We start from the raw sequence: 23,952 nt of genomic DNA on the forward strand, positions 1-23,952 counted from the left end.
GTCCCTTGGACTTCGGCCTCGTCCTGCAAACCGACCCGCCCGCCTCGGCGGTCATCAGCCTCATGAAGCGCGCCGAGCGCAACGGCTTCCGCTACGGCTGGACCTTCGACTCCGCCGTGCTGTGGCAGGAGCCGTTCGTCATCTACAGCCAGATCCTGGCCAACACGCAGAAGCTGCACGTCGGCCCGATGGTGACCAACCCGGGCACCCGCACCTGGGAGGTCACCGCCTCCACCTTCGCCACCCTCAACGACATGTACGGCAACCGCACCGTGTGCGGGATCGGGCGCGGCGACTCGGCGATGCGGGTCGCCGGACGCAAACCCAACACCCTGGCCCGGCTCGGCGAGGCCATCGACGTCATCCGGGACCTCGCCGAGGGCCGCGAAGCGCTGGTCGACGGCAACCCGGTCCGCATTCCCTGGATCCGGGAGGGCAAGCTCCCGGTGTGGATGGCCGCGTACGGCCCGAAGGCCCTCGCCCTGGCCGGGCAGAAGGCCGACGGGTTCATCCTCCAGCTCGCCGACCCCTACCTCACCGAATGGATGATCCACGCCGTCCGCGAGGCCGCCGCCGAGGCCGGACGGGACCCGGCCGCGATCACCATCTGCGTGGCGGCCCCGGCGTACGTGGGCGACGACCTGGCCCACGCCCGGGACCAGTGCCGCTGGTTCGGCGGAATGGTCGGCAACCACGTGGCCGACCTGGTCTCCCGCTACGGCGAGCACTCCGGCATGGTTCCGGAGGCCCTCACCGAGTACATCAAGGCCCGTCACGGATACGACTACAGCCACCACGGCCGCGCCGACAATCCGTCCACGGACTTCGTCCCGGACGAGATCGTCGACCGCTTCTGCCTGCTGGGCCCGGTGGAGGCGCACATCGACAAGCTCCGCGCCCTGCGCGACCTGGGGGTCGACCAGTTCGCCGTCTACGACATGCACGACGCGAAGGAGGCCACCATCGACGCCTACGGACAGCACGTCATCCCGGCGGTCAACGGCTGACGTCGCCGGTCAGGAAGTGGAAGCCGGGCCGCGGGTGCATCAGGAAGTCGTGGTGCGAGATGTTCCACGCGTAGGCGCCCGCGAGCCCGAAGGCCACCCGGTCACCGGCCCGCAGGCCGGGTGCGGCCACGTGCCGGGCCAGCAGGTCCTTCGGGGTGCAGAGCTGGCCGGTGAGGGTGACCCGCTCCGCACCGGCGGCCGGCCTCGGCCAGGGGTGGGGCCACTCGCTCACGGGAACGATGCTGGCGGGCTGGTCGTGGCCCTTGGTCGCCGGGGTGCGCAGGTGGTGGGTGCCGCCGCGCACCACGGCGAACTCCTCGCCGTGGCTGTGCTTCACGTCCAGCACCTCGGTGGCGTACCAGCCGCAGTACGCGGTCACCGCGCGCCCCGGTTCGATCCGCAGGGTGAGATCCGGGTGCGCGTCCGCGAGCCTGCCGAGGCCCGCCCCGTACGCCGTCCAGTCGAAGCGGCCCTCCGGGGCCGCGTAGTCGACGCTCATGCCGCCGCCCACGTTGACCTCGGCGAGCCGGATCCGGTGCCGAGCGGCGAGGTCGGCGGCCCAGGCCACGATCGACTCGGCGACCGCGAGCTGCTCCGGGGCGTCGAGGCCGCTGGCCAGGTGGGCGTGCACGCCCAGCAGCTGAAGCTGCGGGTAGGTGCCGTCGGTGAGCAGGCGGACGGCCGTGTCGGCCTCGGCCGGGTCGAGGCCGAAGGGAGTCGGGCGGCCTCCCATGGTCAGCGAGCTGCCTTCGAGGGAGGCGGCGGCCAGGGGGAGGTTGAAGCGGAGCAGGACTCCGGGGCGGGGCGGGCGGCCGGTCGCCCCGGGGGCGGTGCGCGCGGCGAGAGCGGCCAGCATGTGGAGTTCGTGCAGGCTCTCGACGTGGAAGCGCTCCACGCCCAGTTCGAGGGCGGTCGTGAGCTCGGAAGCGGTCTTGCCCGGGCCGCTGAAGGCCAGCGGGCGGCCCGGCATCGCCTTGGCGACGTGGGCGAGTTCGCCGCCGGAGGAGACCTCGTAGCCGTCGACGTACGGGCCGAGGGCGGCCAGGATCTCCGCCTCCGGGTTGGCCTTGGCCGCGTAGTACAGCTCGACCCGCTCCGGGAGGGCGGCCCGTACGGCGGCGGCGTGCTCGCGCAGCGCCGTCAAGTCGTAGAGGTAGGCGGGCAGTTCGGCGCTGTCGAGGGTGAGGAGGCGGTCGCGCGCCGCGGGTGTCGGGTTGGTCATCGGGCGCTCCGGGTGTCACGTGCGTGGTCAAGGTCGCGGTCGTCGTCGGCGTGGTGCCGCAGTACCTGGGACAGCACGTCCTCGGTGAGCGGGGAGGCGAGCCGGACGTAGCCGGCGTCGCGGTCGGCCTTGCGCTCCCAGCGGGTGAGCAGGTTGGCCTTGGCGGGCAGCGGCACCCCCGCGAGCAGGGCGGCCAGGCGCGGCGGGCAGCCGTGCCGGTCGGCGTACGCCTGGAGGGTGGAGCGGACCTGGGCCCACAGGGCGGCCTCGGACTGCGGATGCAGGTCGGCGAGGGCGGCGAGCATCTCGGCGATGTGGTTGACCAGCAGGCAGTACACGACCCGGTCCCAGCCGCGCTGGGCGTCGTACGTCATCGGGTCCGCGACCTCGGCCGGCAGGGCGGCGAGGAGGTCCGCGTGCTGCTCGGGGACCAGCTTGGTGCCCTCCAGGTCGCGGAAGAGGACCTGGGCCGGCATGCCCTCCTGGTCGACGCAGACGACGACGTTCTGCAGGTGCGGTTCGAGTACGAGACCGTGGTCGAAGTACGCGGCCAGGACGGGTGGGACGAGCAGCTTGAGGTACGCCGTCCACCACTCGGCGGCGGTCTGCGCGGAGGCGTCTCCCAGCAGGCGGGAGATGTGGCCGGGGCCGGTGGGGTACTCGTCGGCGACGGCCGCGGCGAGCAGCGGGGTGGTGCCGGGCATGAGCCGGGAGAGCAGGCCCTCGCGGACGATCACACCGAAGCCTTCGAGGAGGGACCGGTCGGGGGCGCCGTCGGGGCCGGGCAGGGCGATGCTGCGGTAGGCGGGCTCGCGGAGCATGGCGGTGCCCGGGAAGCGGGTCTCCAGGTCGGAGAGGACCGGGGCCAGCAGGCGGGTCAGGGCGACCGCGCCCGAGAGTTCGTAGCTCGCGTTCTTACGGAGGCAGTTCGTGATGCGGATGTTCAGGCTGAACTTCAGGAAGGTGTCCCCGTCGTACAGCGTGCGCACCGAGGCGGTGGCGGCGAAGGGCTTGCCGCCGACGCCCAGGTCCAGGATGTCGCCGCGGTCGAACGCCGCGCGCAGCCCCGGGTGGTCGCGCAGCATCTCGTACTGCCACGGGTGCGCGGGCAGCAGCCGGTAGCCCTCGGGCACATCGGCGCGGAGCCGGTCGAGGGCCTGCGCCGCTCCCTCGGCGGCGGTCTCCTGCGCGATCAGGTGCTCGCGGACGGCGAGGTGGCGCAGCGGGAAGGAGGCGCCGGTCTCGGGCGCGTACGCGAGCCAGGAAGCGGTGTCGCCGGTACGGGCCTTGGGGGTGGGGTGGAAGCGGTGGCCGAAGACGAGGGACTGCTCGGACTCCAGGTAGGCGGCGAGCCCGTCGCCGTCCCCGACCGCGGTGTCCGTGGCCGGCCGGTCGGCGCGTACGGCGAGCGCGGCCGACACGGCCTGGTGGCTGGAGGCGATCTGCTCCAGGAACTCCTCGTTGCGCACATCGGTCCGCAGGGCCAGCTCGTCCTGGACGTACGCGGCGAGGCGGCGCCAGCCGACCTCGGCCCAGCCGCCGTCCCGCTGCTCCCGCACCGGGCCGGTGAACCGGTGCGCACCCAGCAGCGACGTCCGGCGCAGGGCGGCACGCAGCAGCACCCCGCGGCGCGGCAGCCACAGCAGGAGGTGGCCGTCCGCCACGGCGGTCTGGTGTTCCGGTCCGGACAGCTCGCGCAGGAGGCAGTTCAGGAGGGTGTGGGCAACCGCCTCGTCAGCCGTGGGCAGCCCGGCCGGGACGGCGGAGGATACGGCGGAGGGGGCGGAGGCGGTACCGATTGCATCGGTCAGAGACATCAACGGCTCCAGCGGGTGCGGAGAGAGCGGGGGGAGCGGAGGTTCAGGGCCGGGAGGGCGGTCGCGCAGACCGTGACCACCGCCACGGCGGTACCGGTCAGCACGGGCGCGGTGGGCCCGTACAGGCTGTTGCCCGCGGCGGCGGCCAGGCCGGCGAAGACCGCGCCGGCCTTGGAGAAGAATTCGATCGAGCCGAACAGCCCGCCGGGGGCGCGGCCCTTGGCGCAGTCGGAGGCCATCACGGCGAGGCAGACGAGGCCGAGGGTGAGGCCGACGCCCAGCAGCAGGCGGACGGCGACCAGGGTGGCGAGCGAGTGGGCCAGTCCGTGCCCGGCCAGCCCGAGGGCTATGCAGGCGAAGCCGAGCGCCACGCCGAGGCGGGGGCGTCGGTGGAAGGCCGAGTGCACCCACATCGCGGCGGCGAGGTAGCACAGGTGGGGCAGGGCGAAGAGGACGCCGGCGACCACCGGGGAGGTGCCGGGAATCCGCTCCTCGATGAGGGAGATCAGGTACGGGAAGGAGATGACCGTGGAGAAGACGAAGGCGAACTCCAGGGCGTACAGGCCGTGCAGGGACGTGACGCGCTCGGTGCGGGCGGCGCCCGCGTCCCGCTTCCCGGCCGCCGGGGCGTCGGCAGCCGCATCGTCGGCCGCCGCCCCACCCGCAGGCCTCCGCCGGGGCTCCGCCCGCACGCCGCGGGATTCCGGCAGCGCGGCGATCAGCAGCGCGGCCGTCAGCGGCAGGACGGCGAGCAGGGCGTACTGGCGGTGCGGTGACATCCAGGGCGAGAGGCTGCCCACCACGATCGGGGCGAAGACCAGGGCGGCTCGGGCGGCGCCCTGCATCAGGGTCAGGGCTCTGGACAGGTCCGGGCCCTCCAGCGCGGCGCCCAGGTAGCCGTTGGAGGCGGCGAAGGTCCCGCCGAGGATGCCCTGGAGCACCAGGGCCACCGTGAAGGCGGCGATCGAGTCGGCCCAGCCGGCCAGCAGGAACGACAGCGCCAGGCCCAACTGGGCGCGCAGCAGCAGTCGTTTGCGGCCGAACCGGTCGGCGAGCCGCCCCCACAGGGGGGCGCCGACGGCCGCGAAGACGGTGGGGACGATGTAGAGCACCCCGGCCCAGCTCGCGTCGCGGTCGCCGAGTTCCGGGAGGATCTCGGTGAGGAAGGGCGGCAGGCCGAGCGCGGCGAAGGAGGCCACGAAGTAGCATCCGGCGACCGCGTGCACCTGCTTGCGGCCGAGGGCCGGGCGGGGCTCGGGGGAGGCAGGCGAGGCCGGGGCGGCCGGGGAGGCCGCCCCGCGCCGCCGCTCCGGGGGTGCGCTCGCGCTCACAGTGAACCCCTCGTGCGCAGCAGGTAGTTGGGGCCGGTGGTGTAGTGCTTGTTGATGTCGGCGGCGCCTGAGCGTTCCTTGCTGAGCAGGGTTCCGGCGCTGACCATGGCCTTGACGGGCAGCTGCGGGGCGTCCAGGACCTGGGCGCGCAGCGTGGCGCCGGGCTCGCCCGGTCCGGTGCCGAGCCGCTCGACGGCCTCGGCGAGCCGGTCGCGTACGAGGTCCAGCAGGGTCCCGGCCTCCGCACGGCCGTGCCGGGCCAGCCCGAAGGCGTACGAACCGGCGCACAGGTGCAGGGTGATCGTGGTGAACATGTCGGTGAGCGGGCGGTCGTCGTCGCACAGGATGCGGGGGTCGTCGAAGCCGAGCGGGGCGTCGGCGCCGAGCGTCGCGCGGACGCGGGCCGCGTTGACGCGCGGGCTGTCGTCGTCCTTGAGTAGCAGCCGCATACGGGTGTCACCGGTCGGTCCGTGGTCCAGGACGAGGGAGATGTTCTGCTGGTGCGACTCCAGGGCGATGCCGTAGCCGAACAGGGTCGTCTGCCAGTCGAGGAGCAGCCGCAGGTAGGCGTCGAGCAGGGCGATCGGGTCGCCGCCGTAGAACCGGTCGGCGAGGTGGTCGATCAGCAGCCGGCCGCCGGGGGCTTCGGCGAGGAGCGCGGCGAGCGGGGTGACGACGGCGTGGTCGAGACCGGCCGGGTAGCGGCGGCAGAGCGCGGCGAGGAGCTCGTGGCCGGCGTGGGCGTGGACCGTCTCGTCGGCGTGCAGGATGACGCCCTGGAAGCGCGGTTCGCGTGCGATGACGGTTTCCAGCAGGCGCTGGCCCGCGACCCCGTCGGCGAGGAATCCGGGCCGGATGATCCGGCGGTTGCGCAGTCCCAGGGTGGCGGTGGCCATCGGGACCTTGATGTGCAGGGTGGGGTCGTCGGTGACGGCGACCGTACGCATGGACAGGGTGGGGACGACGTCCAGGTACGGGCGCTCGGCGAGGACCGCCCGGTCGGCCAGGCCCGCGGCGCTCAGGGCCTCGCGCAGCGGTGCGCCGACGGTGAGCGGGTGCACGGGGAGGGCGAGGTGGGTGCGGTCGAGCTCGGGCAGGCCGAGCGCGGCCGGGGTGGGCCAGGCGGCGGGCAGCGCGGCCGGGCCGCCCGCCACGGTGAGGTCCTGGTGCGGCACGGCGATCCAGCGCAGCGGGAAGCTCGGGTGGAACTCGGGCGCGTAGCCGCGCAGCTGGTCCTCGTCGAGGCCGGAGCGCCCGCGCGCGGTGGGGTACACCGGGTGGTCGAGGCGCGCGGCGAGGGTGTCGTACGCGAGCCCGCCCGCGAGGCCGGTCCAGTCGGCGGGGTCGGCGCCGCGCTGGGAAGCAAGGGTGCCGGAAGCAAGGGTGCCGGTGGCCAGGGTGGCGGCGACCTCGTCCGCGGTGTCGGCGTGCAGCCGCATGGTCGCGAGAGTCTGGCGGCACTCCTCGGCGAAGGCGTCGAAGCCGCCCCGGTCGGCGGGGTCGGCGAGCGCGCCCAGGGCGTCGAGGACCTCGTCGTGCGTGGTCAGTTCGCGGCCGTCCGACTCCCGGGTGAGCAGGGGCAGCCGGGCGGCGTACACGCTCTGGTAGCCGTCCTCGACGACCGGGAGGAGCAGGGCGTCGCCGTCGTCGGCGGGCAGCCGCAGCCAGCGGCCGTCGCCGTGGTCGACGGCGGTGGTGCGGGTGCGCAGGCCGACGACGTCCTCCCGCAGGAGCGCGCCCAGGACGCGGAGCAGGAGTTCCGCTTCGGTGGTGTCGGCGTGCGTGACGGTGGTGGCCTGGGCGGTCGCGGTGGCCGGGGCGGCCGAGGCGGTCGTGCTCACGGGGTGATCTCCCAGCGCTGGGCCGCGAGGTAGTCGGCGGCGACGCGTTCGACGGTCTCCCGGTCCGTGTTCCGGCCGAGCGCGCGCAGCACTCCGATGTAGTCGCGGTTGGTGTGGTACAGCGCGTGCCGCTCGCCCACCGCGCGCAGCGGCCGGTACGTCAGCTCGACACCGTCCACGGTGAGGTCGGCGGCCTCGGGCGCGGCCGTGAGCGTGCCGGCGCTCTGTGCGAGGGGGTAGTCGACGAGGGCGACGCCGTCCGTGCGGGCACCGAGGTCGGCGGGCAGCGGCTCGCCCAGGTGGGTGCGCAGGACGTGCTCGAACAGCGGGATGTCCAGCAGCCGGGCGAGCATCAGGTCGACCTGGTCCCCGATGGCCCGGTAGTTGACCTCGATGATGCGGGCCCGGTCGTCCTTCACCACGAACTCGGTGTGGCAGACGCCGAATCCGACGCCGAGGGCGTCGAGCTGGGCGAGGATCTGCTCGGTCACCGATTCGGGGTGCGCGCTGACGAACGTGCTGCGCTCCTCGATGAAGTACGGGGGTGCGGAGAGCCGGGTGCGGAAGCCGCCCAGCACGTGGCGGACCTGTCCGTCGCCGAGCGTCTCCAGGCTGCACAGGTCGCCGGCCAGGTACTCCTCGACCACCAGCGCCGCCTGCGGCCGGCGGGTCTGGATCTCCTTGCAGCGCAGGACGAGTTCCTCGGGTCCGTCGACCAGCACCACGTCCTCGCTGGCCACGCCTTCGCGGGGCTTGACCACGGACGGGTAGGGCACGTCGAGGGCGGTGAGCCCGGCCGGGTCCTGACCGGCGGCCAGCTCCGTCGACCACACCGCGTCGAGTCCGCTCGCGGCGAGGTGGCGGCGCATCTGGGCCTTGTCCTTGACGCGCAGCGCCGTCCGCCAGTCCTTGGCGGGGAGGTCGAAGTAGTCGGCGGCCAGGGCCGTCTGGGTCTGGAGGTGATCGCTGTTGGTGAACACCGCGTCGGGCGCGCTGTTGGTGAACACCGCGTGGGTCGATATCCGGGTGATGACCGCGCGGAAGTCGCGTACGTCGCACTCCAGGACCTCGATGTCCGGCGCCGACCGGCGGTGGGCCCCGGGCTGGTCGGTGAGGACGGTGACGTCGAGGCCGAGTCGGGCCGCGGCGGGGAGGAACCCCTCGGTGACCGAGTCGGTGGGGTTGAGTGCGAGCAGGTACAACCGCATGGGCTGAGCCCCTTCCGAAATCCTGAGCAGTGGGGGGAGCGGGGTGACAGTTTTCCGGCACGCCTCGGTGCCGACGGATTTCCTTATCCGCCAGCAGAAGTCAGCTTAGGTTAGCCAACCCTTAGTCTCAACTCCGGTTCGAGACGCGAGGTGTGACGTGCTGCCGTGATCATAAATCATTGGGTTAAGGTAAGGCTTACCTACTCTCCCGTAACCGGAGTTTCCGTGCCGCCCATGATCGAGAACCGATGACCGCGGTCCCGCGCATCGCGTCGCCCGCACGTCCGGCCCTGGACGCCGCCGCCACGCTCGCGCGGACCTACGGTCGCCTCGCGGCCGTCTGTGAGGCGCTGGACGTCCGGGTGGCCACCGCCACCGCGATCGCATCCGCCACCGTGACCGCCTCGGCCTCCGCCTCCGCGCAGCCCGGACGCTGGGTCAACGGCGCGGAACTCGCGGCACCGGCCGCGGACCAGGAGGCCCTTGACGCCTTCGTCGCCGCCGAGGCCGCCCGCATCCGGGCGGGGCACGGGCACGATCCGCGCCCGGACGTGGCCGCGTCGCGCGCGCTGCACGACTACCTCTGGTCCGTCAGCCTGCTGATGAGCGGCGCCTGGTACCTGGAGCGGCGCGTACCGCGCATCCGCCCGCGCGAGGTGCGCGTAGACCTCTCGACCGGCGCGTTCGAGATCGTTCCGGGGGCCGGATTCGCGTGCCTGCCCGGCGACCCGGCGGCGCACCTGCCGGGCGCCCGGGTGGTGGCCGACGAGGAGGCGCTGCGCGCCGAGTTGCGAGCGGCCGTCGCCGATCACGTACGGCCGCTGCTGGCCGCCATCGGGCCTCGGGTCCGGCGCCGGGACCGGGCCCTGTGGGGCATGGTCGCCGACGACCTGGTCTCCGGGATCTGGTACCTCGGTCGCGTCCTCGACCGGGAGGACCACGCGGTGCGCGAGGCGACCGAGCTGCTCCCGACCGCCATCGCGCCCTTCCCCGGCGGCGCCGGCTTCCGGCGGCTCGCGGACCGCGCCGGGCGCCCGCACCCGACCCGCACCCGGCTCGGCTGCTGCATGTACTACACCCTGGACGCGGCCCGGGCCTGTGCGACCTGCCCCCGGACCTGCGACGCGGAGCGGCTGCGACGGATCGAAGGCGAAGGCTGAGCGAGCCCCGCACTCTCCCCCGTACACACCCAAAAGGGTCGGCCCCGGCCGCGTACTTCATCAGTACGCGGCCGGGGCCGACCCGTTGGGATGGTGGGGCGCGCCGCCTACTTGGCGGGGTCCACCTGGAAGATCTTCGCCAGGTCGTCGAGGACCAGGTCCGCGCCCTGGAGGGAGACCGAGGTCATCCAGGTGGCGTCCTCGACCTCGTGGACCTGGTTCTTCTGGACCGCGTTCAGGCGCTGCCACAGCGGGTTGGCGAGGAACTTCTTCTTGCGCTCGTCACCGCCCGAGAAGGTGGTCATGAAGATGTGGTCCGCATCGGCCTGCTGGATCTGCTCCTCGCTGATCTCGATGTTGAACTTCACCTCGTCGCGCTGGTTCTCCGGCCGCGTCAGGCCCATGTCGCTCAGGATGATGCCGCTGAACGTCTTGGGCAGCATGATGCGCGTCGGACCGTCGAGGAAGCGGACGATCGAGAAGGTGGGCTTGCCGTTGGCGCCGCCGCCCTTGGCGTTGATCGCGTCACCGATCTTCTTGGCGCGCGTCTGGTACGCCGTCAGCTTGGCCGCGGCCTTCTCCTCCTGACCCAGCGCCTCGCCGAGGAAGGTGATGTTCTCCTTCCAGATCGGGCCGGTGGTCTTCACGAACACGGTCGGCGCGATCTGGCTCAGGCGGTCGTAGAAGTCGGCGTGACGGACCGTCGCGGAGACGATGAGGTCGGGCTTGAGGGCCGCGATCGCCTCGAGGTTCGGGTTGTCGAGCGGGCCGACGTCCTTGGTCTCCTTCACCGCGTCACCGAGGTAGGCCGGGAAGCCCTTCTGGTCACGGTACGATCCGATACCGCCGACCAGCGGCGCGTCCAGCGCGACGACGGCCTCGACCAGGCTGTTGTCCAGCGCCACCACGCGCTTGGGCTTGGCCTTGATCTCGGTCTTGCCCTTGTCGTGGGTGACGGTGCGCGGGAAGCCGGCCGACTCGGCCGCGCCCGCCTTCGACGCGGACGACTCGGCGGCCGGCTTCTTGTCGTCGCTGCTGCCGCCGCAGGCGGCCAGCGACAGGGCCATGGCCGCCGTGAGGACGGCAGCCGCGATCCGGCCCGGCCGGCGACGCTGAGTGAAGGTGCTCATCAGTTCTCAGTTCTCCAGAGGGAACATTTGTTCTTAGGTAAGCCTTGCCTGAGTAAACGCGTTGTGAAGAGTAGCGGCTCTTCGTGGCCAAATCCAGACGGGGGTGTGTGAGAAATTCGGTTAGGCATCCCTTACCTTGTGTGAGTGTCTCTGAAGCCCGTCACCGCCGACGCCACCGCGGTCCCCGCCCCAACCGTTCCGCCACCCCGACGCGTTCTCTCCCGGACCTTCGTCCTCACGGCCCTGTTCGCCACGCTGGCCGCCATGGTCTGCGCCTCGCTCGCGATCGGCACCAAGGCCGTGCCGCTCTCCGACGTGCTCGCCGCGATAGCCGGCAGTGACGACGGCGACGCCGTCGTGGTCCGCGAACTGCGCATGCCCCGCACCTTCCTGGGGCTGCTCGTCGGCCTCGCGCTGGGCGCCGCGGGCGCCGTGGCCCAGGACATCACCCGCAATCCGCTCGGCGACCCCGGTCTGATCGGCATCAGCGCGGGCGGCTCGTTCGCGGTCGCCGCGAGCATCGGCATGCTGGGGCTGACGAGTTCGTACCAGTACATCTGGTTCGCCTTCCTCGGCGGGGCGTTGGCCGGGCTCATCGCCTACGCCGTCGGCGGCACCGGCTACGGCGGCGCCACCCCCGCCAAACTCGCCCTGGCCGGCGCGGCCGTGACCGTACTGCTCGACGCCGGCACCAACACCCTGATCCTGCTCGACGTGAGCACCCTGGACCAGTACCGCTTCTGGGCGGTGGGCTCGCTGGCCGGACGCGACGCGCAGCTGGGCATGGAACTGGTCCCGTTCGTCGTCGTCGGACTCGCCCTCGCCCTCGGCCTGAGCGGCCGGCTCAACGCCCTCGCCCTCGGCGACGACGTGGCCAGCTCGCTCGGCACCCCGGTCAAGTCCACCCGCGCCCTGGGCGCGCTGGCGGTGGTCCTGCTGACCGGCGCGGCCGTCGCCGCGGCCGGTCCCGTGACGTTCGTCGGCCTGGTCGTCCCGCACGTCGTACGGGCCTTCACCGGGCCCGACGCCCGCTGGCTGGTGCCCTGTTCGGCGCTGGGCGGGGCCTCGCTGATGCTCGCGGCCGACGTGGTGGGCCGCATGGTGGCCCGCCCCGGCGAACTGGAGGCGGGCGTGGTGACCGCGCTGCTCGGCGCGCCGTTCCTCGCGCTCCTGGTCAAGCGCGGCAAGCTCAAGGAGCACACCCGATGAGCACGATGAGCCGTCAGAAGACGGTGCGAAGGCCGAGGACCGAGCGCCGGCTGAGGATCGAAGCCGGGCCCGTCGGCGTGGCCGTGCGACCCCGGGTCGCGGTCACGGTGCTCGCCCTCGTCCTGACCGGGTTCGCGGGCCTGATCGCCTCCGTCTCGCTGGGCACGTTCGCCATCCCCGTCGGCGATGTGCTGGGCGCGGTACTGGGCACGGGCTCCGGCGCCGCCGACCTGATCGTCCACCAGCTCCGCCTGCCGCGCGCCCTGACCGCCCTGCTGGTGGGAGCCGCGTTCGGGCTGGCCGGCGCCGTGTTCCAGGCCGTCACCCGCAACCCGCTCGCCAGCCCGGACCTGATCGGCATCGCGGCCGGCGCCGGGGCCGGCGCGGTGAGCGCCATCCTCATCGGCGGGGTCACCGCGGCGGGTGCCGGCACCTTCGGTGCGGTTCCGTTCGGGGCCCTCGCCGGCGCCCTGCTGACCTCGGCCGTCATCTACCTGCTGGCGTACCGCGACGGCACCGTCACCGGCTACCGCTTCGTCCTCGTCGGTCTCGCCGCGAACGGCGCCCTGATCGCGCTGACCCGCTGGATGCTGGCCCGCGCCGACATCGACCAGGCGTCCCGCGCCATGGTGTGGCTGACCGGCAGCCTCAACGGGCGCGGCTACGAACACGTCCAGTGGGCCGGGCTGGCGCTGGCCGTGCTCCTGCCGCTGACCCTGGCGCTGGCCCGCCCGTACCAGCTGCTCCAGTACGACGACGACACCGCGCGGAGCCTGGGCATCCCGCTGCGGCACGCGCGGATCGCGCTGCTGGTCCTCGCCACGTGCCTCACCGCGCTGGCGACCTCGGCGGCCGGGCCGATCTCCTTCATCGCCCTGGGCGCCCCGCAGATCGCGCGGCGGATCACCGGCAGCGCCGGCATCCCGCTGGTCACCAGCGCGCTGACCGGAGCGGTGCTGCTCATCCTCGCCGACCTGGCCGCGCGGCTCGTGCTCGCGCCGACCGAACTGCCCGTCGGCGTGCTCACCGGCGCCGTGGGCGCTCCGTACCTGCTGCTACTCCTCGCCCGTACCAACCGGGCCGGAAAGGGAGGCTGACATGACCGCCCCGCTGACCGAGACCCAGCCCACCGGCATCTCGTCCACCGCGATCCACGGGACCGGCCTGCGCCTGGGCTACGGCGACCGGATCGTCTCCGAGGACCTCGACCTCACCATCCCCGCCGGGCAGGTGACCGCGCTGGTCGGCCCGAACGCCTGCGGCAAGTCCACCGCCCTGCGGGCCCTGGCCCGGCTGCTCAAGCCGGCCGGCGGCGCCGTCCACCTGGACGGCGAGGACATCGCGGCCCTGTCCGCACGGGAGTTCGCCCTGCGGCTCGCCCTGCTCCCGCAGACCCCCAGCGCGCCGGACGGCATCTCCGTACGCGACCTCGTGGCCCGCGGCCGTACCCCGCACCAGCGGTGGTGGCGCCAGTGGTCCTCCTCCGACGAAGCCGCGGTGGACGCCGCGCTGGAGGCGACCGGTTCGGCGGAGCTGGCGACCCGCTCTATCGACGAACTGTCGGGCGGTCAGCGCCAACGCGTGTGGATCGCCATGGCACTGGCCCAGCACACGCCGGCCCTGCTGCTGGACGAACCGACGACCTACCTCGACCTCGCCCACCAGGTCGACGTCCTCGAACTCGTCGCGGACCTCAACCGTACCGAGGGCCGCACCGTGGTCATGGTCCTGCACGAGCTCAACCTCGCCTGCCGCTACGCCGGCCACCTCATCGCCATGCGCGACGGCCGGGTGATCGCCGCCGGCCCGCCGTCCGAGATCGTCACACCGGACCTGGTCCACGAGGTCTTCGGCCTCCGAGCGGCAGTCATCGAATGCCCGGTGGCCGGCACGCCCCTGGTCATCCCGATGGGCGGCCGCCGCGCCGAAATCGCCTGACAGCCGTGCCCGGCGGGACCGGGCCGCGCACCGCCCGTTTCCGGCTCGGCGGGCGGGCGCGTTCACCGGGAGTCCATCCGGTGTCCGGCGGGCCGACCGGGATCGGCGGTGTGGTTCGACGGCGGGTCGTGCTTTGCTGGGTGGCATGATCGATAAATTTCTGGCCCGTGACCTGTCCGCCGTCGAAGAGGCCGTCCGCAAGGCGGCGGCGGTCGAGATCATGCCGAGATTCCGGCAGCTCGCCCAGCACGAGGTGGACGAGAAGACCGGCCCGCACGATCTGGTGACCGTCGCCGACCGCAGGGCGGAGGAGCACCTCACCGCCGCGCTCACCCGGCTGCTGCCCGGCTCGGCGGTGGTCGGCGAGGAGGCCGTGCACGCGGACCCGACGGTGTACGGGGCGCTGCGCGCGGACGCCCCCGTATGGATCGTGGACCCCGTGGACGGCACCCGGCAGTTCGTCGCCGGGGACCCGAATTTCTGCACCCTGGTGGCGCTGGCGCGGCGCGGGGAGATCCTCGCCTCCTGGACCTTCGCCCCGGCGCTCGATGAGGTGGCCACCGCCGTGCGCGGGCAGGGCGCGTACGTCAACGGCGAGCGGATCCACAGCGGTTCGCCGGAGCCGGGCGCCGAGCTGCGCGTGGCGATTGCGCACCCGCTCTACACCAGCGACCACGACAAGCGGACCCTGGCCCGCCTGGACGTGCCCGGCATCGCGGCGCGGCCATGTGGCTCGGCCGGCCTGGAGTACCTGAAGGTGGCGCGGGGCGAGATGGACGGGCTGGCCTTCACCTGGCCCTCGGCCTGGGACCACGCGGCCGGGCTGCTGCTGGTCGGCGAGGCGGGCGGCGCGCACAGCACCGTCGGCGGGGTCCCCTTCCGGGTGGACCGGGACAACGAGCTGCCGTTCGCCGTGGGCCGGGACGAGGCCACGGCCGTACGGATCCGCGAACTGCTGCGCGGCGCGTAGGCCCCGTCCGGGCGGTCTTCGTGGATCAGCGGGCCTGCGAAGATCGCCCCGACGGGCCTCACCGCCCCCCGGGGACCGGGGGTGGGCCCATATCCTGGACATGATGCTGCCGCTGCCGGACGAAGGAGTCGCAAGTGCCGACGATTCTCGATGCGGTCGTGGTGGGGGCGGGGCCCAACGGGCTGACGGCCGCCGTCGAACTGGCCCGGCGCGGCTTCTCGGTGGCCGTCTTCGAGGCGGCCGAGACCGTCGGCGGCGGGGCCCGGACCGAGGAACTCACCCTCCCCGGCTTCCGGCACGACCCCTGCTCGGCCGTGCACCCCCTCGGCGCGGGCTCGCCCGTCTTCGCCACGATGCCGCTGAAGCGGTACGGGCTGGAGTGGCTGCACCCGCCGCTGCCCATGGCGCACCCCTTCGACGACGGCACCGCCGCCGTGCTCTCCCGTTCCGTCGCGGAGACGGCCGCCTCCTTCGGGCCGCGCGACGCGGGCGCGTACCGTCGGCTGGTGGCGCCGTTCCTGGGCAAGTGGGACACCCTGGCACGGGACTTCATGTCGCTGCCGTCCACCGCGCTGCCCCGGGACCCTGTCACGCTCGCCCGCTTCGGACTCACCGGACTGCCGCCCTCCACCTGGCTGCTGCGCCGCTTCCACGACGACCGGGCGCGGGCGCTGTTCGCCGGCCTCGTCGCCCACGTCATCGCCCCGCTGAGCGGGATCGCCACCGGCGCGGTCGGGCTGGTCTTCGCGCTCGCCGCGCACGCGAACGGGTGGCCGATGCCGCGCGGCGGCTCGCAGTCCGTCTCGGACGCCCTCACCGGGTACCTGCGCGACCTCGGCGGGACCGTCCACACGGGTTTCGAGGTCAAGCGCCTCGACGACCTCCCGCCGGCCCGGGCGTACGTCTTCGACACCTCGCCGACCGCGCTCGCCCGGATCGCCCGGCTGGGCCGCGCGTACGACGGCTACCGGTACGGAGCCGGAGTGTTCAAGATCGACTACGCGCTGTCCGGGCCGGTGCCCTGGACCGCCGAGGAACCGCGCCGGGCCGGCACCGTCCAGATCGGCCCGCGCAGCCGCGACATCGACGCCGCCCTGCAACTGGCTTCGGGCGGGCGCGTTCCGCGCAACCCCTTCCTCATCACCGCGCAGCCCAGCCTGGTGGACCCCGGCCGGGCACCCGAGGGCAAGCATGTGTTCTGGGCGTACGGACACGTCCCGGCCGGCTGGGACGGCGACCTCACCGACGCCGTCGAGCGGCAACTGGAGCGCTTCGCCCCCGGCTTCCGCGACCTGGTGCTCGCCCGGGCCACCGCCGGCCCGCCCGAGCTGGCCGCCCGCAACCCCAACTACATCGGCGGGGACATCGCCTGCGGCGCCGCCTCGGGCCTCCAGCTGCTGCTGCGCCCGAAGCTCAGCCTGTCCCCGTACACGACCGCCCATCCGGCGGTGTTCCTCTGCTCCTCGGCGACCCCGCCGGGCCCGGGCGTCCACGGCATGTCGGGCCACAACGCCGCGAAGGCGGTGTGGCGGCACCTGCGCGAGCGGTAGCGGGCGCCCGAAGGCGCCCGCGCGGCCGCGGAGGGACGATGAGAGACGATGCGGACGATCCGACCGGGGGGCGAACCGAGAGGAACGGAAGGCGGCCCACCATGCTGGGAGACAGCAAGGCATTCAGTGGTTACTCGGTGGACAGCATCGAGAGAGCGAAGGAGTTCTACGGCCAGACGCTCGGGCTACGGGTGTCCGACGACGAGGGAATGCTCTACCTGCACCTCGGCGGGGACACCAACGTGCTGCTGTACCCCAAGGACAACCACGAGCCGGCGACCTTCACCGTCCTGAACTTCCCCGTGGACGACATCGACGCGGCCGTCGACGGCCTCGCCGCGCGCGGGGTCACGTTCGAGCAGTACGAGGGATTCGGCCAGGACGCCAAGGGCATCGCACGGGAGAACCCGCCCGGACCCGCCATCGCGTGGTTCAAGGACCCGGCGGGCAACATCCTGTCGGTGCTCCAGGAGGACCAGGCGAAGTAGCCCACGGGCCTACGGGCCCACCTGCTCCGCGAACGCCCCGTACGCCTTCTCGTCGAAGAGGACGAAGCGGACCTCCTCCACGTCCGTGGCCGTCGCGCGGACCGTTTCCACCGCGATGCGGGCGCCGTCGTCCATCGGCCAGCCGTACACGCCCGTGGAGATGGCCGGGAACGCCACCGTACGGGCGCCCAGCTCGTCGGCCACCCGGAGGGACTCGCGGTAGCAGGAGGCGAGCAGCTCCGAGCGGTCCTCGTCCCGGGACCAGACCGGTCCCACCGTGTGGATCACCCACCGCGCCGGGAGGCGGCCCGCCGTGGTGGCGACCGCCCGGCCCGTCGGCAGGCCCTTGCCGTAGTGGGAGGCGCGCAGCGTGCGGCAGGCCGCCAGGATCTCCGGCCCGCCCTTGCGGTGGATGGCCCCGTCCACGCCCCCGCCGCCGAGCAGCGAGGAGTTCGCGGCGTTGACCACCGCGTCCGCCGGCTCGCCGGTGATGTCGCCCAGGACGAGGGTGATGCGGGGCTGCGTGGTCATGGGGGCCTCTCGGATTCGCGGACGCCGTCGGATCGCCGTCGGACCGCCTTCGGCGGCATCGCCCAGGGTAGTTCCGACGCAGCGCCGGGTGCTGATGCCTCGGCTAGGGTGAATCGTTAGGAAACAGGCCCCCCGGGGTGAGGTCGGTGCGTTGGACACTTACCAGTCGACGAGCGAGGTCCCGGACCAGCCGGCAGCGGCTGTCGGGTACGCGGGCGTGCTCCGCGAGCTGCTCCCCATCGCCCTGTGGCGGGAGGACGCCGACGGGCGCATCGTCGAGTGGTCGCTGGCCGCCCAGGACCTCCTGGGCCACCGGCCCGAGGACATCCTCGGCCGCCCCGGCTCCGCCGTACTCGTCCCCGACGCCAACCGCGAGCTGGCCGACCAGCTGACCCGGCGCGTCCAGGCCGGGGAGACCGTGATCGGCACCCTGCCCGTGCGCCACCGCGACGGCCACCGCGTGCCGATGGAGATGTGGATCGTCCCCGCCGCGGACCCGCAGGGGCGCACGGGAGCCCTGCTCGTCGCCGTGGAGACCTCCGCCGTCCTCCACATGCGCGATTCCCTCGCCGCCCTCCAGAGCCTGTTCACCCAGTCGCCCATCGGCCTCGCCACCCTCGGCCCGGACCTCCGCTTCCTGCGGGTGAACGACGCGCTCGCCCGCATGAACGGCGTCTCCGCCGCCGAACACATCGGCAAACGCCTCACCGAAGTGGTCCCCGGTGTCAACGCCGCCGCCCTGGAGGCGACGATGCGGCAGGTCCTGGACCGGGGCACCGCCGTCGTCGACGTCCGCCGCACCGGCCGGACCCCGGCCGACCCCGACCACGACCGGACCTGGTCCTGCTCGTACGCCCCGCTGCTCGACGGCGCCGGGCGGCGGCTCGGCCTGATCGCCTCCCTCATCGACATCACCGAGGGCCAGCGGGCCCAGGCCGAGGCCGAGCGGGCCCAGCGGCGGTTCGCCCTGCTGGCGGAGGCGGGCACCCGGATCGGGACCACCCTGGACCTGCGGCAGACCGCCGAGGAGATCGCGGACGTACTGGTCCCGCAGCTCGCGGACTCGGCCGACGTACAGCTGCTGGAGTCGGTGCTCGACCCCGACGACACCGTCGCGGCCGCGTCGGGCTCCAGCCGGGGCGTGCTGCGCCGGCTCGCGGCCGTGTTCCCCGACCCCTCGGCGCCGACCAAGAAGCTGACCGCCGGACAGACCTTCCACCTCCCGGTGGGCAGCGTGTACGAGCGGGTCATCGCCGAGGGCCGGCCCATGAACCTGTACACGTCCGACATCCCGGCGCTGATCACCGACCCGCGCGCGGAGGCGCTCCGTACCTACCTCGCCACCCTCGGATCGGCCCGCATGGTCCCGCTCGTCGCGCGCGGCCGGGTGCTCGGCGCGGTCGCCGTGACCCGGCTGCGCGAGCGGGAACCCTTCGACGAGCAGGACTGCGTGCTCATCGACGAGCTGGTGGCCCGCGCGGCGCTCAACATCGACAACGCCCGGATGTTCACCACCCAGCGGGCGGCGGCCCTCACCCTCCAGCGCAGCCTCACCAACAGCGCCCTGCCCCAGGTCAACGGCCTCGAACTGACCGGCCGCTACCTGCCCGCCAGCGACCACGACGTCGGCGGCGACTGGTTCGACGTCATCCGGCTGCCCGGCGGCCGGACCGGCCTGGTCATCGGGGACGTCATGGGCCACGGGATCCACGCGGCGGCCGTCATGGGCCAGCTCCGCACGGCGGTACGGACGCTGGCCCGCCACGGTGTGCCGCCGGCGCGGATGCTCAGCTCCCTCGACGCCGTGGTGGCGGACCTGGGGGAGGACGAGATGGCGACCTGCGTCTACGCCGTCCACGACCCGGTCTCCGGCAGCTGCGTCATCGCCCGGGCCGGCCATCCGCCGCCCGCCGTGGTCACGGCCGACGGCGCGGTCACCTTCCTCGACGGCCCGCCCGGCACCCCGTTCGGCACGGGCGGGAGGGACTTCCGCACCGAGGAGGTACGGCTGCCGCCCGGAAGCATGCTCGTGCTGTACACCGACGGGCTGATCGAGGCCCGCGACCGGGACCTCGACGAGGGCATGGGCAGGCTCGCGCAGGCGCTGCGGCAGGCCGGGCAGCCGCTGGAGGCCCTGTGCGACGGCATCCTGGCGCGGCTGCTGCCCGACGCCCCGCAGGACGACGTCGCGGTGCTGCTGGCACGCACGGTGGCGGCCCGGGCGTCCTGAGCGGGGGCGGCCGAGGCGCGCGGGACGGCTACCAGGCCAGATCCTCCAGCGCGTCCAGGTCCAGCACGCCGGCCACCGGTTCGGTGCCCCCGGTCAGCGCCACCTCGGCCCAGATGACCTTGCCGCGCTCCGTGTACCGGGTGCCCCAGCGCTCCGCGTACTGGGCGACGAGGAACAGGCCGCGCCCGCCCTCGTCGGTCGTGGCCGCGTACCGCAGGTGCGGGGAGGTGCTGCTGCCGTCGGAGACCTCGCAGATCAGGCTCCGGTCGCGCAGCAGGCGCACCCGTAGGGGCTCCGATCCGTACCGGATCGCGTTCGTGATGAGCTCGCTCAGGATGAGTTCCGTGGTGAAGGCGATGCCCTCCAGCCCCCAGGCGGCGAGCTGCGCCGAGCCCGCGTTGCGCAGCCGCGCGACGGCCGCCGGGTCGGAGGGCACCTCCCACTCCGCGATCCGGTCCGGCTCCAGCCGCCGGGTGTCGGCGATCAGCAGCGCGATGTCATCGCTCGGCGCCGGGGACAGCAGCGCCGCCAGTACGTCCGAGCACGCCTGGTCGGGGCTGCGGCCGGGCTGCGACAGCGTCTCCTTCAGCACCGCCAGCCCGGTGTCGAAGTCCCGGGCGCGGTCCTCCAGCAGCCCGTCGGTGAACAGGACGAGCCTGCTCCCCTCCGGCAGCGTCAGCGCGGCCGTCTCGAAGGGCATCCCGCCCACCCCCAGCGGCAGCCCGGCGGGCAGCTCGGGGAACTCCACCCGCCCGTCCTGGTGGACCAGGGCCGGCCCGGGATGCCCCGCGCTCGACAGCGTGCAGCGCCCGGTGACCGGGTCGTAGACGGCGTACAGGCAGGTGGCGCCGGTGATGCCGGCCTGCTCGCCGCCGCCGCCGCCCTCCTCCTCGTCGGAGCCGCTCTCGTTCTGGTCGATCCGGTGGATCAGCTCGTCCAGGTGGCCCAGCAGCTCGTCCGGCGGCAGATCCAGCGTGGAGAAGTTGTGCACCGCGGTGCGCAGTCGGCCCATCGTCGCCGCCGCGTGCACCCCGTGGCCGACGACGTCCCCCACGACCAGCGCCACCCGGGCGCCCGTCAGCGGGATCACGTCGAACCAGTCCCCGCCCACTCCGGCCTTCGCCGGCAGGTACCGGAAGGCGACGTCCACGGCGCTCAGGTCGGGCAGCACGCGCGGCAGCAGGCTGCGCTGGAGCGTCACGGCGGTGGCGTGCTCCCGCGTGTAGCGGCGGGCGTTGTCGATGGAGACGGCGGCCCGCGCCCCCAGCTCCTCCGCGAACGACATGTCCTCCTCGTCGAAGGCCTCCGGCGTGTCGGCCCGCCAGAAGTTGGCCATGCCGAGCACCACGCCGCGCGCCTGCAGCGGTACGGAGATCAGTGAGTGCAGCCCGTAATCCAGGGCGACCCGCGTTCCCTCGTGGTCCTGGGCCCGCCAGCCGAAGGCCTGGTTCAGATCGGCCGCGAGCACCGCCCGCCCGGCGTTCAGCGCCGCCGCCATCGGGGCCGTCGGCACGACGAACCGGATGATGTCCCCGACCGGCTGGAGCGGCTGGTCGGGGCGGATCCCGCTCATGGCGGTGCGGCGCATCTCCGTGTACACACCTGAGGCGGAGGGCTCCTCGCCGTGCAGCACCGGCTCCAGCAGCTCCACCGTGACGAAGTCGGCGAAACGCGGAACCGCGACCTCCGAAAGCTCCTCGGCGGTGCGCACCACGTCCAGCGTCGTCCCGATGCTCACCCCGGCCTCGTACAGCAGCTGGAGCCGGCCCCGGGCCACCTCGGCGCGGCCGGAGAGCGCGGCGAGCTCGGTGGTGTCGCGCAGGGTCATGACGCTGCCCGAGTGCATGCCGGCGTACGGCTTGGTGGGGCGTACGTTCACGGCCAGCAGCCGGTCGCCCGCCAGGTGGACCTCGTCCGTCGCGACCCGGCCGGACGCCAGCAGCGCGGCGGTGCGCGGGTCGAGGCCCAGCTCGCTGACGTGCCGCCCCTCGGCGTCGGGCGGCAGGTCCAGCAGCCGCCGTCCCTCGTCGTTGACCAGCAGGATCCGGCGGTCGGAGTCGATGATGATGACGCCCTCGCGCACGGCGTGCAGAACCGCCTCGTGGTGCTCGTTCATCCGGGTCATCTCGGCCTCGCCCAGACCCCGGGTCTGGCGCCGCAGCCGCCGGCTCACCAGCGCGGCGCCGGCGGTGCCGAGCAGCAGCGTGCCGGCCGCGGCGCCGAGCAGCAGCGGGAGCTGGTTCTCGACCACATCGGAGACGTTCGCGACCTCGATGCCGGTGGCGACCAGGCCGACGACGTCGCCGCTCGCGTTCCGCACCGGGACCACGGCGCGGACCGCGTCGCTCGGCGTGCCCATGAAGACCTCGGTGAAGGACACCCCGCGCACGGCTCGGGACAGGTCGCCGGTGGCGCGCTTGCCGATCAGCTCGGGCCGGGAGTCGGTGTAGCGGATCCCGTCGGTCGTCATGACGGCGATGAAATCGACGCCGGAGGCCTGGCGGGCGGCGTCGGCGAGCGGCTGGAGTTCGGCCGTCGGGTTGCTCGTCTTCAGCGCCTCCGGCAGACCCGGGGCGTGCGCGAAGGCCTCGGCTGCGGCGAGCGAGCGGTTGCGGGCGTCGCGCTGGCTGTCGGTGCGCGCCTGATACACGAGGGCCAAGGTGGCCGCGGCGATCAGGACGAGCACCATCACGGCCTGGAGGGCGAACACCTGGCCGGCGACACTGCGCAGCCCCCTGGACAGGCGCGCGGGCAGGATCGCTCGCTGCCCGGCCGACTGGTGGGGCGGTGATTCCGGCGATCCCCTGGTTCGGCCAAAACGTCCTGTCATGAGCCATTTCTAACACTGTCGGGCAGGTTAGGGGATGACGTACTGATCAGGCCTGGTTCGCCCCGGTGACGGCAGGCGGCCGTGGTGGCGATGCGTGGTGGCGGTACCGGGCGGCGGTACCAAGCGGCGGTCCGCGTGGGAATGACGCGGGCCCGGCCCCCCGGCGAACGCCAGGAGGCCGGGCCCAGGGGGTGCCAGGCCGCTTAGAGCACGTCGGCGGCGATGGTGGCCGCGACCCGCTCCAGCAGCGGTCCCGCGTTGGCGATGCACTTCGCCGGGTCCGGCTCGATCTCCGTCAGCGCATAGGCCCGGCGGATACCAGCGGCCTGGAGCGCCTCCGGCTGGAGCAGCAGACGGCCGCAGACCGCCACGACGTCCTTGCCCGCGGCGCGAGCCGCGGCCGCGACACCGGCCGGGGCCTTGCCGTGCAGGGTCTGCTCGTCCAGCGAGCCCTCACCGGTGATGACCAGCGTCGCCCGCTCCAGGGCCGGCGCGAAGCCGAGAACGTCGAGCATCAGCTCGATGCCGGGACGGAAGCTCGCCCCCAGGATCAGCGCGCCGTAGCCGATGCCGCCCGCACCGCCCGCACCCGGAGCGGCGGCCAGCTCGGCCGCCTTCGCGCCGATCGACTTCTCTAGCACCGCCGCGAAGTGCGCCAGCGCCGCGTCCAGCGTCGCCACGTCCTGCGGCGAGGCCCCCTTCTGCGGCCCGTAGACCGCCGGCGCGCCCTTCGGGCCCGTCAGCGGGTTGTCCACGTCGCTCGCCAGGACGAAGTCCACCTCCGCGAAGCGCGGGTCGATCCCGGACAGGTCCGCCGACGCCAGCTCGGCCAGCGCACCGCCGCCCGGGCCGACCGGTTCGCCGTTCGCGTCCAGGAACACCGCACCGAGCGCGGCCAGCATGCCCGCACCGCCGTCCGTGGTGGCGCTGCCGCCCACACCGAAGACGATCGTGCGCGCGCCCGCGTCCAGCGCGGCCTTCAGCAGCTCGCCGGAGCCGTACGTGGTCGCCGTCAGCGGGGCGAAGACACCCGCCGGCAGCAGCTGAAGCCCGGAGGCCTCGGCCATCTCGACCACGGCCGTGCCGTCGCGCAGCGCGAAGGCGGCCGTGACCTGGTCGCCGAGCGGCCCGGTGACCCGTACCTCCCTGCGTTCGAACCCGGCCGCCACGGCGGCCGCGACCGTACCGTCGCCGCCGTCCGCGACGGGGAGGGTCTCGATCTCCACGCCCGGTACGGCCTTGCGAAGGCCGGCCGTCACCCGCTCCGCGACCTGAACGGCCGTGAGCGAGCCCTTGAATTTGTCCGCGGCGATGAGCACGCGCGCGGTCTCAGTTACTGCTCCGTCCGTCACCTTGCTAATCCCTTGCTATCGAACAGTGCAGTCGCGCCCGCCATGAGCCTATCCGGAGGATCCTCCTATGCCCATGCGTGGCCTGGGCCACACCCCGCGCGTCATCACCCTAAATGCGGATAAACACCTGCATAGTGT

The 23,952-nt window shown here is 73.4% G+C and carries 18 protein-coding genes; 9 read left to right on the forward strand and 9 right to left on the reverse strand.

Features of this window, described 5'->3' with window-relative positions; all coding sequences use genetic code 11:
• The first annotated feature begins 5 nt into the window (after positions 1–5).
• The gene (locus tag MTF65_RS29030; protein ID WP_243631966.1) at positions 6–1,007 is read left to right on the forward strand and encodes a TIGR03842 family LLM class F420-dependent oxidoreductase; all 1,002 of its coding nucleotides are present in this window, start codon (positions 6–8) and stop codon (positions 1,005–1,007) included.
• Here MTF65_RS29030 and MTF65_RS29035 read toward each other — a convergent pair.
• The 5 genes from MTF65_RS29035 to MTF65_RS29055 all read right to left on the reverse strand — a co-directional run bounded on the left by MTF65_RS29035 (position 997) and on the right by MTF65_RS29055 (position 8,426).
• Entirely contained in the window at positions 997–2,229 is a 1,233-nt protein-coding gene (locus MTF65_RS29035) for a type III PLP-dependent enzyme (RefSeq protein WP_243631967.1), read from the reverse strand. The genes MTF65_RS29030 and MTF65_RS29035 overlap by 11 nt on opposite strands.
• Positions 2,226–4,046 carry an IucA/IucC family siderophore biosynthesis protein gene (locus MTF65_RS29040; RefSeq protein ID WP_243631968.1) on the reverse strand — a complete coding sequence of 607 codons (1,821 nt, stop codon included), beginning with the start codon at positions 4,044–4,046 and terminating at the stop codon, positions 2,226–2,228. The genes MTF65_RS29035 and MTF65_RS29040 overlap by 4 nt, the downstream gene beginning before the upstream one ends.
• Entirely contained in the window at positions 4,046–5,272 is a 1,227-nt protein-coding gene (locus MTF65_RS29045) for an MFS transporter (protein ID WP_243632038.1), read from the reverse strand. The genes MTF65_RS29040 and MTF65_RS29045 overlap by 1 nt, the downstream gene beginning before the upstream one ends.
• A gap of 101 nt (positions 5,273–5,373) precedes the next feature.
• Positions 5,374–7,218, reverse strand: a complete 1,845-nt coding sequence (locus tag MTF65_RS29050; protein ID WP_374207321.1) for an IucA/IucC family protein — start codon at positions 7,216–7,218, stop codon at positions 5,374–5,376.
• Positions 7,215–8,426: an acetyl-CoA carboxylase biotin carboxylase subunit family protein gene (locus MTF65_RS29055; RefSeq protein ID WP_243631969.1), complete on the reverse strand. Its 1,212-nt coding sequence runs from the start codon at positions 8,424–8,426 to the stop codon at positions 7,215–7,217. Before MTF65_RS29055 ends, MTF65_RS29050 begins: the two co-directional genes overlap by 4 nt.
• A 248-nt stretch (positions 8,427–8,674) precedes the next feature.
• Between MTF65_RS29055 and MTF65_RS29060 the strand changes: the two genes are divergently transcribed.
• Positions 8,675–9,586 carry a (2Fe-2S)-binding protein gene (locus tag MTF65_RS29060; RefSeq protein ID WP_243631970.1) on the forward strand — a complete coding sequence of 304 codons (912 nt, stop codon included), beginning with the start codon at positions 8,675–8,677 and terminating at the stop codon, positions 9,584–9,586.
• Positions 9,587–9,693: 107 nt separating this feature from the next.
• Here MTF65_RS29060 and MTF65_RS29065 read toward each other — a convergent pair whose 3' ends face one another.
• Positions 9,694–10,716, reverse strand: coding sequence for an ABC transporter substrate-binding protein (locus MTF65_RS29065; protein WP_243631971.1), 1,023 nt, complete (start codon positions 10,714–10,716; stop codon positions 9,694–9,696).
• Positions 10,717–10,866: 150 nt separating this feature from the next.
• On the opposite strand from MTF65_RS29065, the gene MTF65_RS29070 reads away from it, so the two are divergent.
• The 6 genes from MTF65_RS29070 (at position 10,867) to MTF65_RS29095 (ending at position 16,871) form a co-directional block, all read left to right on the forward strand.
• Positions 10,867–11,925, forward strand: a complete 1,059-nt coding sequence (locus MTF65_RS29070; RefSeq protein WP_374207324.1) for a FecCD family ABC transporter permease — start codon at positions 10,867–10,869, stop codon at positions 11,923–11,925.
• A complete protein-coding gene (locus MTF65_RS29075) occupies positions 11,922–13,022 on the forward strand; it encodes an iron chelate uptake ABC transporter family permease subunit (RefSeq protein WP_243631973.1) in 1,101 nt (366 codons plus the stop codon). Before MTF65_RS29070 ends, MTF65_RS29075 begins: the two co-directional genes overlap by 4 nt.
• A gap of 1 nt (position 13,023) precedes the next feature.
• Positions 13,024–13,863 carry an ABC transporter ATP-binding protein gene (locus MTF65_RS29080; RefSeq protein ID WP_243631974.1) on the forward strand — a complete coding sequence of 280 codons (840 nt, stop codon included), beginning with the start codon at positions 13,024–13,026 and terminating at the stop codon, positions 13,861–13,863.
• Positions 13,864–14,008: 145 nt separating this feature from the next.
• Positions 14,009–14,833 (forward strand): inositol monophosphatase family protein, encoded by an 825-nt coding sequence (locus MTF65_RS29085; RefSeq protein ID WP_243631975.1) that lies wholly within the window; start codon positions 14,009–14,011, stop codon positions 14,831–14,833.
• Positions 14,834–14,967: 134 nt separating this feature from the next.
• Complete coding sequence (locus tag MTF65_RS29090) at positions 14,968–16,383, forward strand: NAD(P)/FAD-dependent oxidoreductase (protein ID WP_243631976.1); 1,416 nt, start codon at positions 14,968–14,970, stop codon at positions 16,381–16,383.
• Between the two features lie 101 nt (positions 16,384–16,484).
• Positions 16,485–16,871 carry a VOC family protein gene (locus MTF65_RS29095; protein WP_243631977.1) on the forward strand — a complete coding sequence of 129 codons (387 nt, stop codon included), beginning with the start codon at positions 16,485–16,487 and terminating at the stop codon, positions 16,869–16,871.
• A gap of 9 nt (positions 16,872–16,880) precedes the next feature.
• On the opposite strand, the gene MTF65_RS29100 is transcribed toward MTF65_RS29095, so the two are convergent.
• Entirely contained in the window at positions 16,881–17,402 is a 522-nt protein-coding gene (locus tag MTF65_RS29100; RefSeq protein ID WP_243631978.1) for an O-acetyl-ADP-ribose deacetylase, read from the reverse strand.
• A gap of 151 nt (positions 17,403–17,553) precedes the next feature.
• Here MTF65_RS29100 and MTF65_RS29105 point away from each other — a divergent pair, with 151 nt between their 5' ends.
• Entirely contained in the window at positions 17,554–19,632 is a 2,079-nt protein-coding gene (locus MTF65_RS29105) for a SpoIIE family protein phosphatase (protein WP_243631979.1), read from the forward strand.
• A 28-nt stretch (positions 19,633–19,660) separates the two neighbouring features.
• Here the strand turns inward: MTF65_RS29105 and MTF65_RS29110 are convergent, their stop codons facing one another.
• Together MTF65_RS29110 and MTF65_RS29115 are read right to left on the reverse strand one after the other, a co-directional pair.
• Entirely contained in the window at positions 19,661–22,462 is a 2,802-nt protein-coding gene (locus tag MTF65_RS29110) for a SpoIIE family protein phosphatase (RefSeq protein WP_374207322.1), read from the reverse strand.
• Between the two features lie 203 nt (positions 22,463–22,665).
• Positions 22,666–23,814, reverse strand: a complete 1,149-nt coding sequence (locus MTF65_RS29115) for a glycerate kinase (protein ID WP_243631980.1) — start codon at positions 23,812–23,814, stop codon at positions 22,666–22,668.
• Positions 23,815–23,952 lie beyond the last annotated feature (138 nt).

It is taken from the genome of Streptomyces sp. APSN-46.1, from assembly GCF_022815725.1.
GTDB lineage: Bacteria > Actinomycetota > Actinomycetes > Streptomycetales > Streptomycetaceae > Streptomyces.

Excerpts from the sequence above, each read along its gene's own strand:
- MTF65_RS29035 (WP_243631967.1), bottom strand. The coding sequence starts at position 2,229 with ATGACCAACCCGACACCCGCGGCGCGCGACCGCCTCCTCACCCTCGAC.
- MTF65_RS29040 (WP_243631968.1), bottom strand. The coding sequence starts at position 4,046 with ATGTCTCTGACCGATGCAATCGGTACCGCCTCCGCCCCCTCCGCCGTA.
- MTF65_RS29055 (WP_243631969.1), bottom strand. The coding sequence starts at position 8,426 with ATGCGGTTGTACCTGCTCGCACTCAACCCCACCGACTCGGTCACCGAG.
- MTF65_RS29060 (WP_243631970.1), top strand. The coding sequence starts at position 8,675 with ATGACCGCGGTCCCGCGCATCGCGTCGCCCGCACGTCCGGCCCTGGAC.
- MTF65_RS29065 (WP_243631971.1), bottom strand. The coding sequence starts at position 10,716 with ATGAGCACCTTCACTCAGCGTCGCCGGCCGGGCCGGATCGCGGCTGCC.
- MTF65_RS29075 (WP_243631973.1), top strand. The coding sequence starts at position 11,922 with ATGAGCACGATGAGCCGTCAGAAGACGGTGCGAAGGCCGAGGACCGAG.
- MTF65_RS29080 (WP_243631974.1), top strand. The coding sequence starts at position 13,024 with ATGACCGCCCCGCTGACCGAGACCCAGCCCACCGGCATCTCGTCCACC.
- MTF65_RS29085 (WP_243631975.1), top strand. The coding sequence starts at position 14,009 with ATGATCGATAAATTTCTGGCCCGTGACCTGTCCGCCGTCGAAGAGGCC.
- MTF65_RS29095 (WP_243631977.1), top strand. The coding sequence starts at position 16,485 with ATGCTGGGAGACAGCAAGGCATTCAGTGGTTACTCGGTGGACAGCATC.
- MTF65_RS29100 (WP_243631978.1), bottom strand. The coding sequence starts at position 17,402 with ATGACCACGCAGCCCCGCATCACCCTCGTCCTGGGCGACATCACCGGC.
- MTF65_RS29110 (WP_374207322.1), bottom strand. The coding sequence starts at position 22,462 with ATGACAGGACGTTTTGGCCGAACCAGGGGATCGCCGGAATCACCGCCC.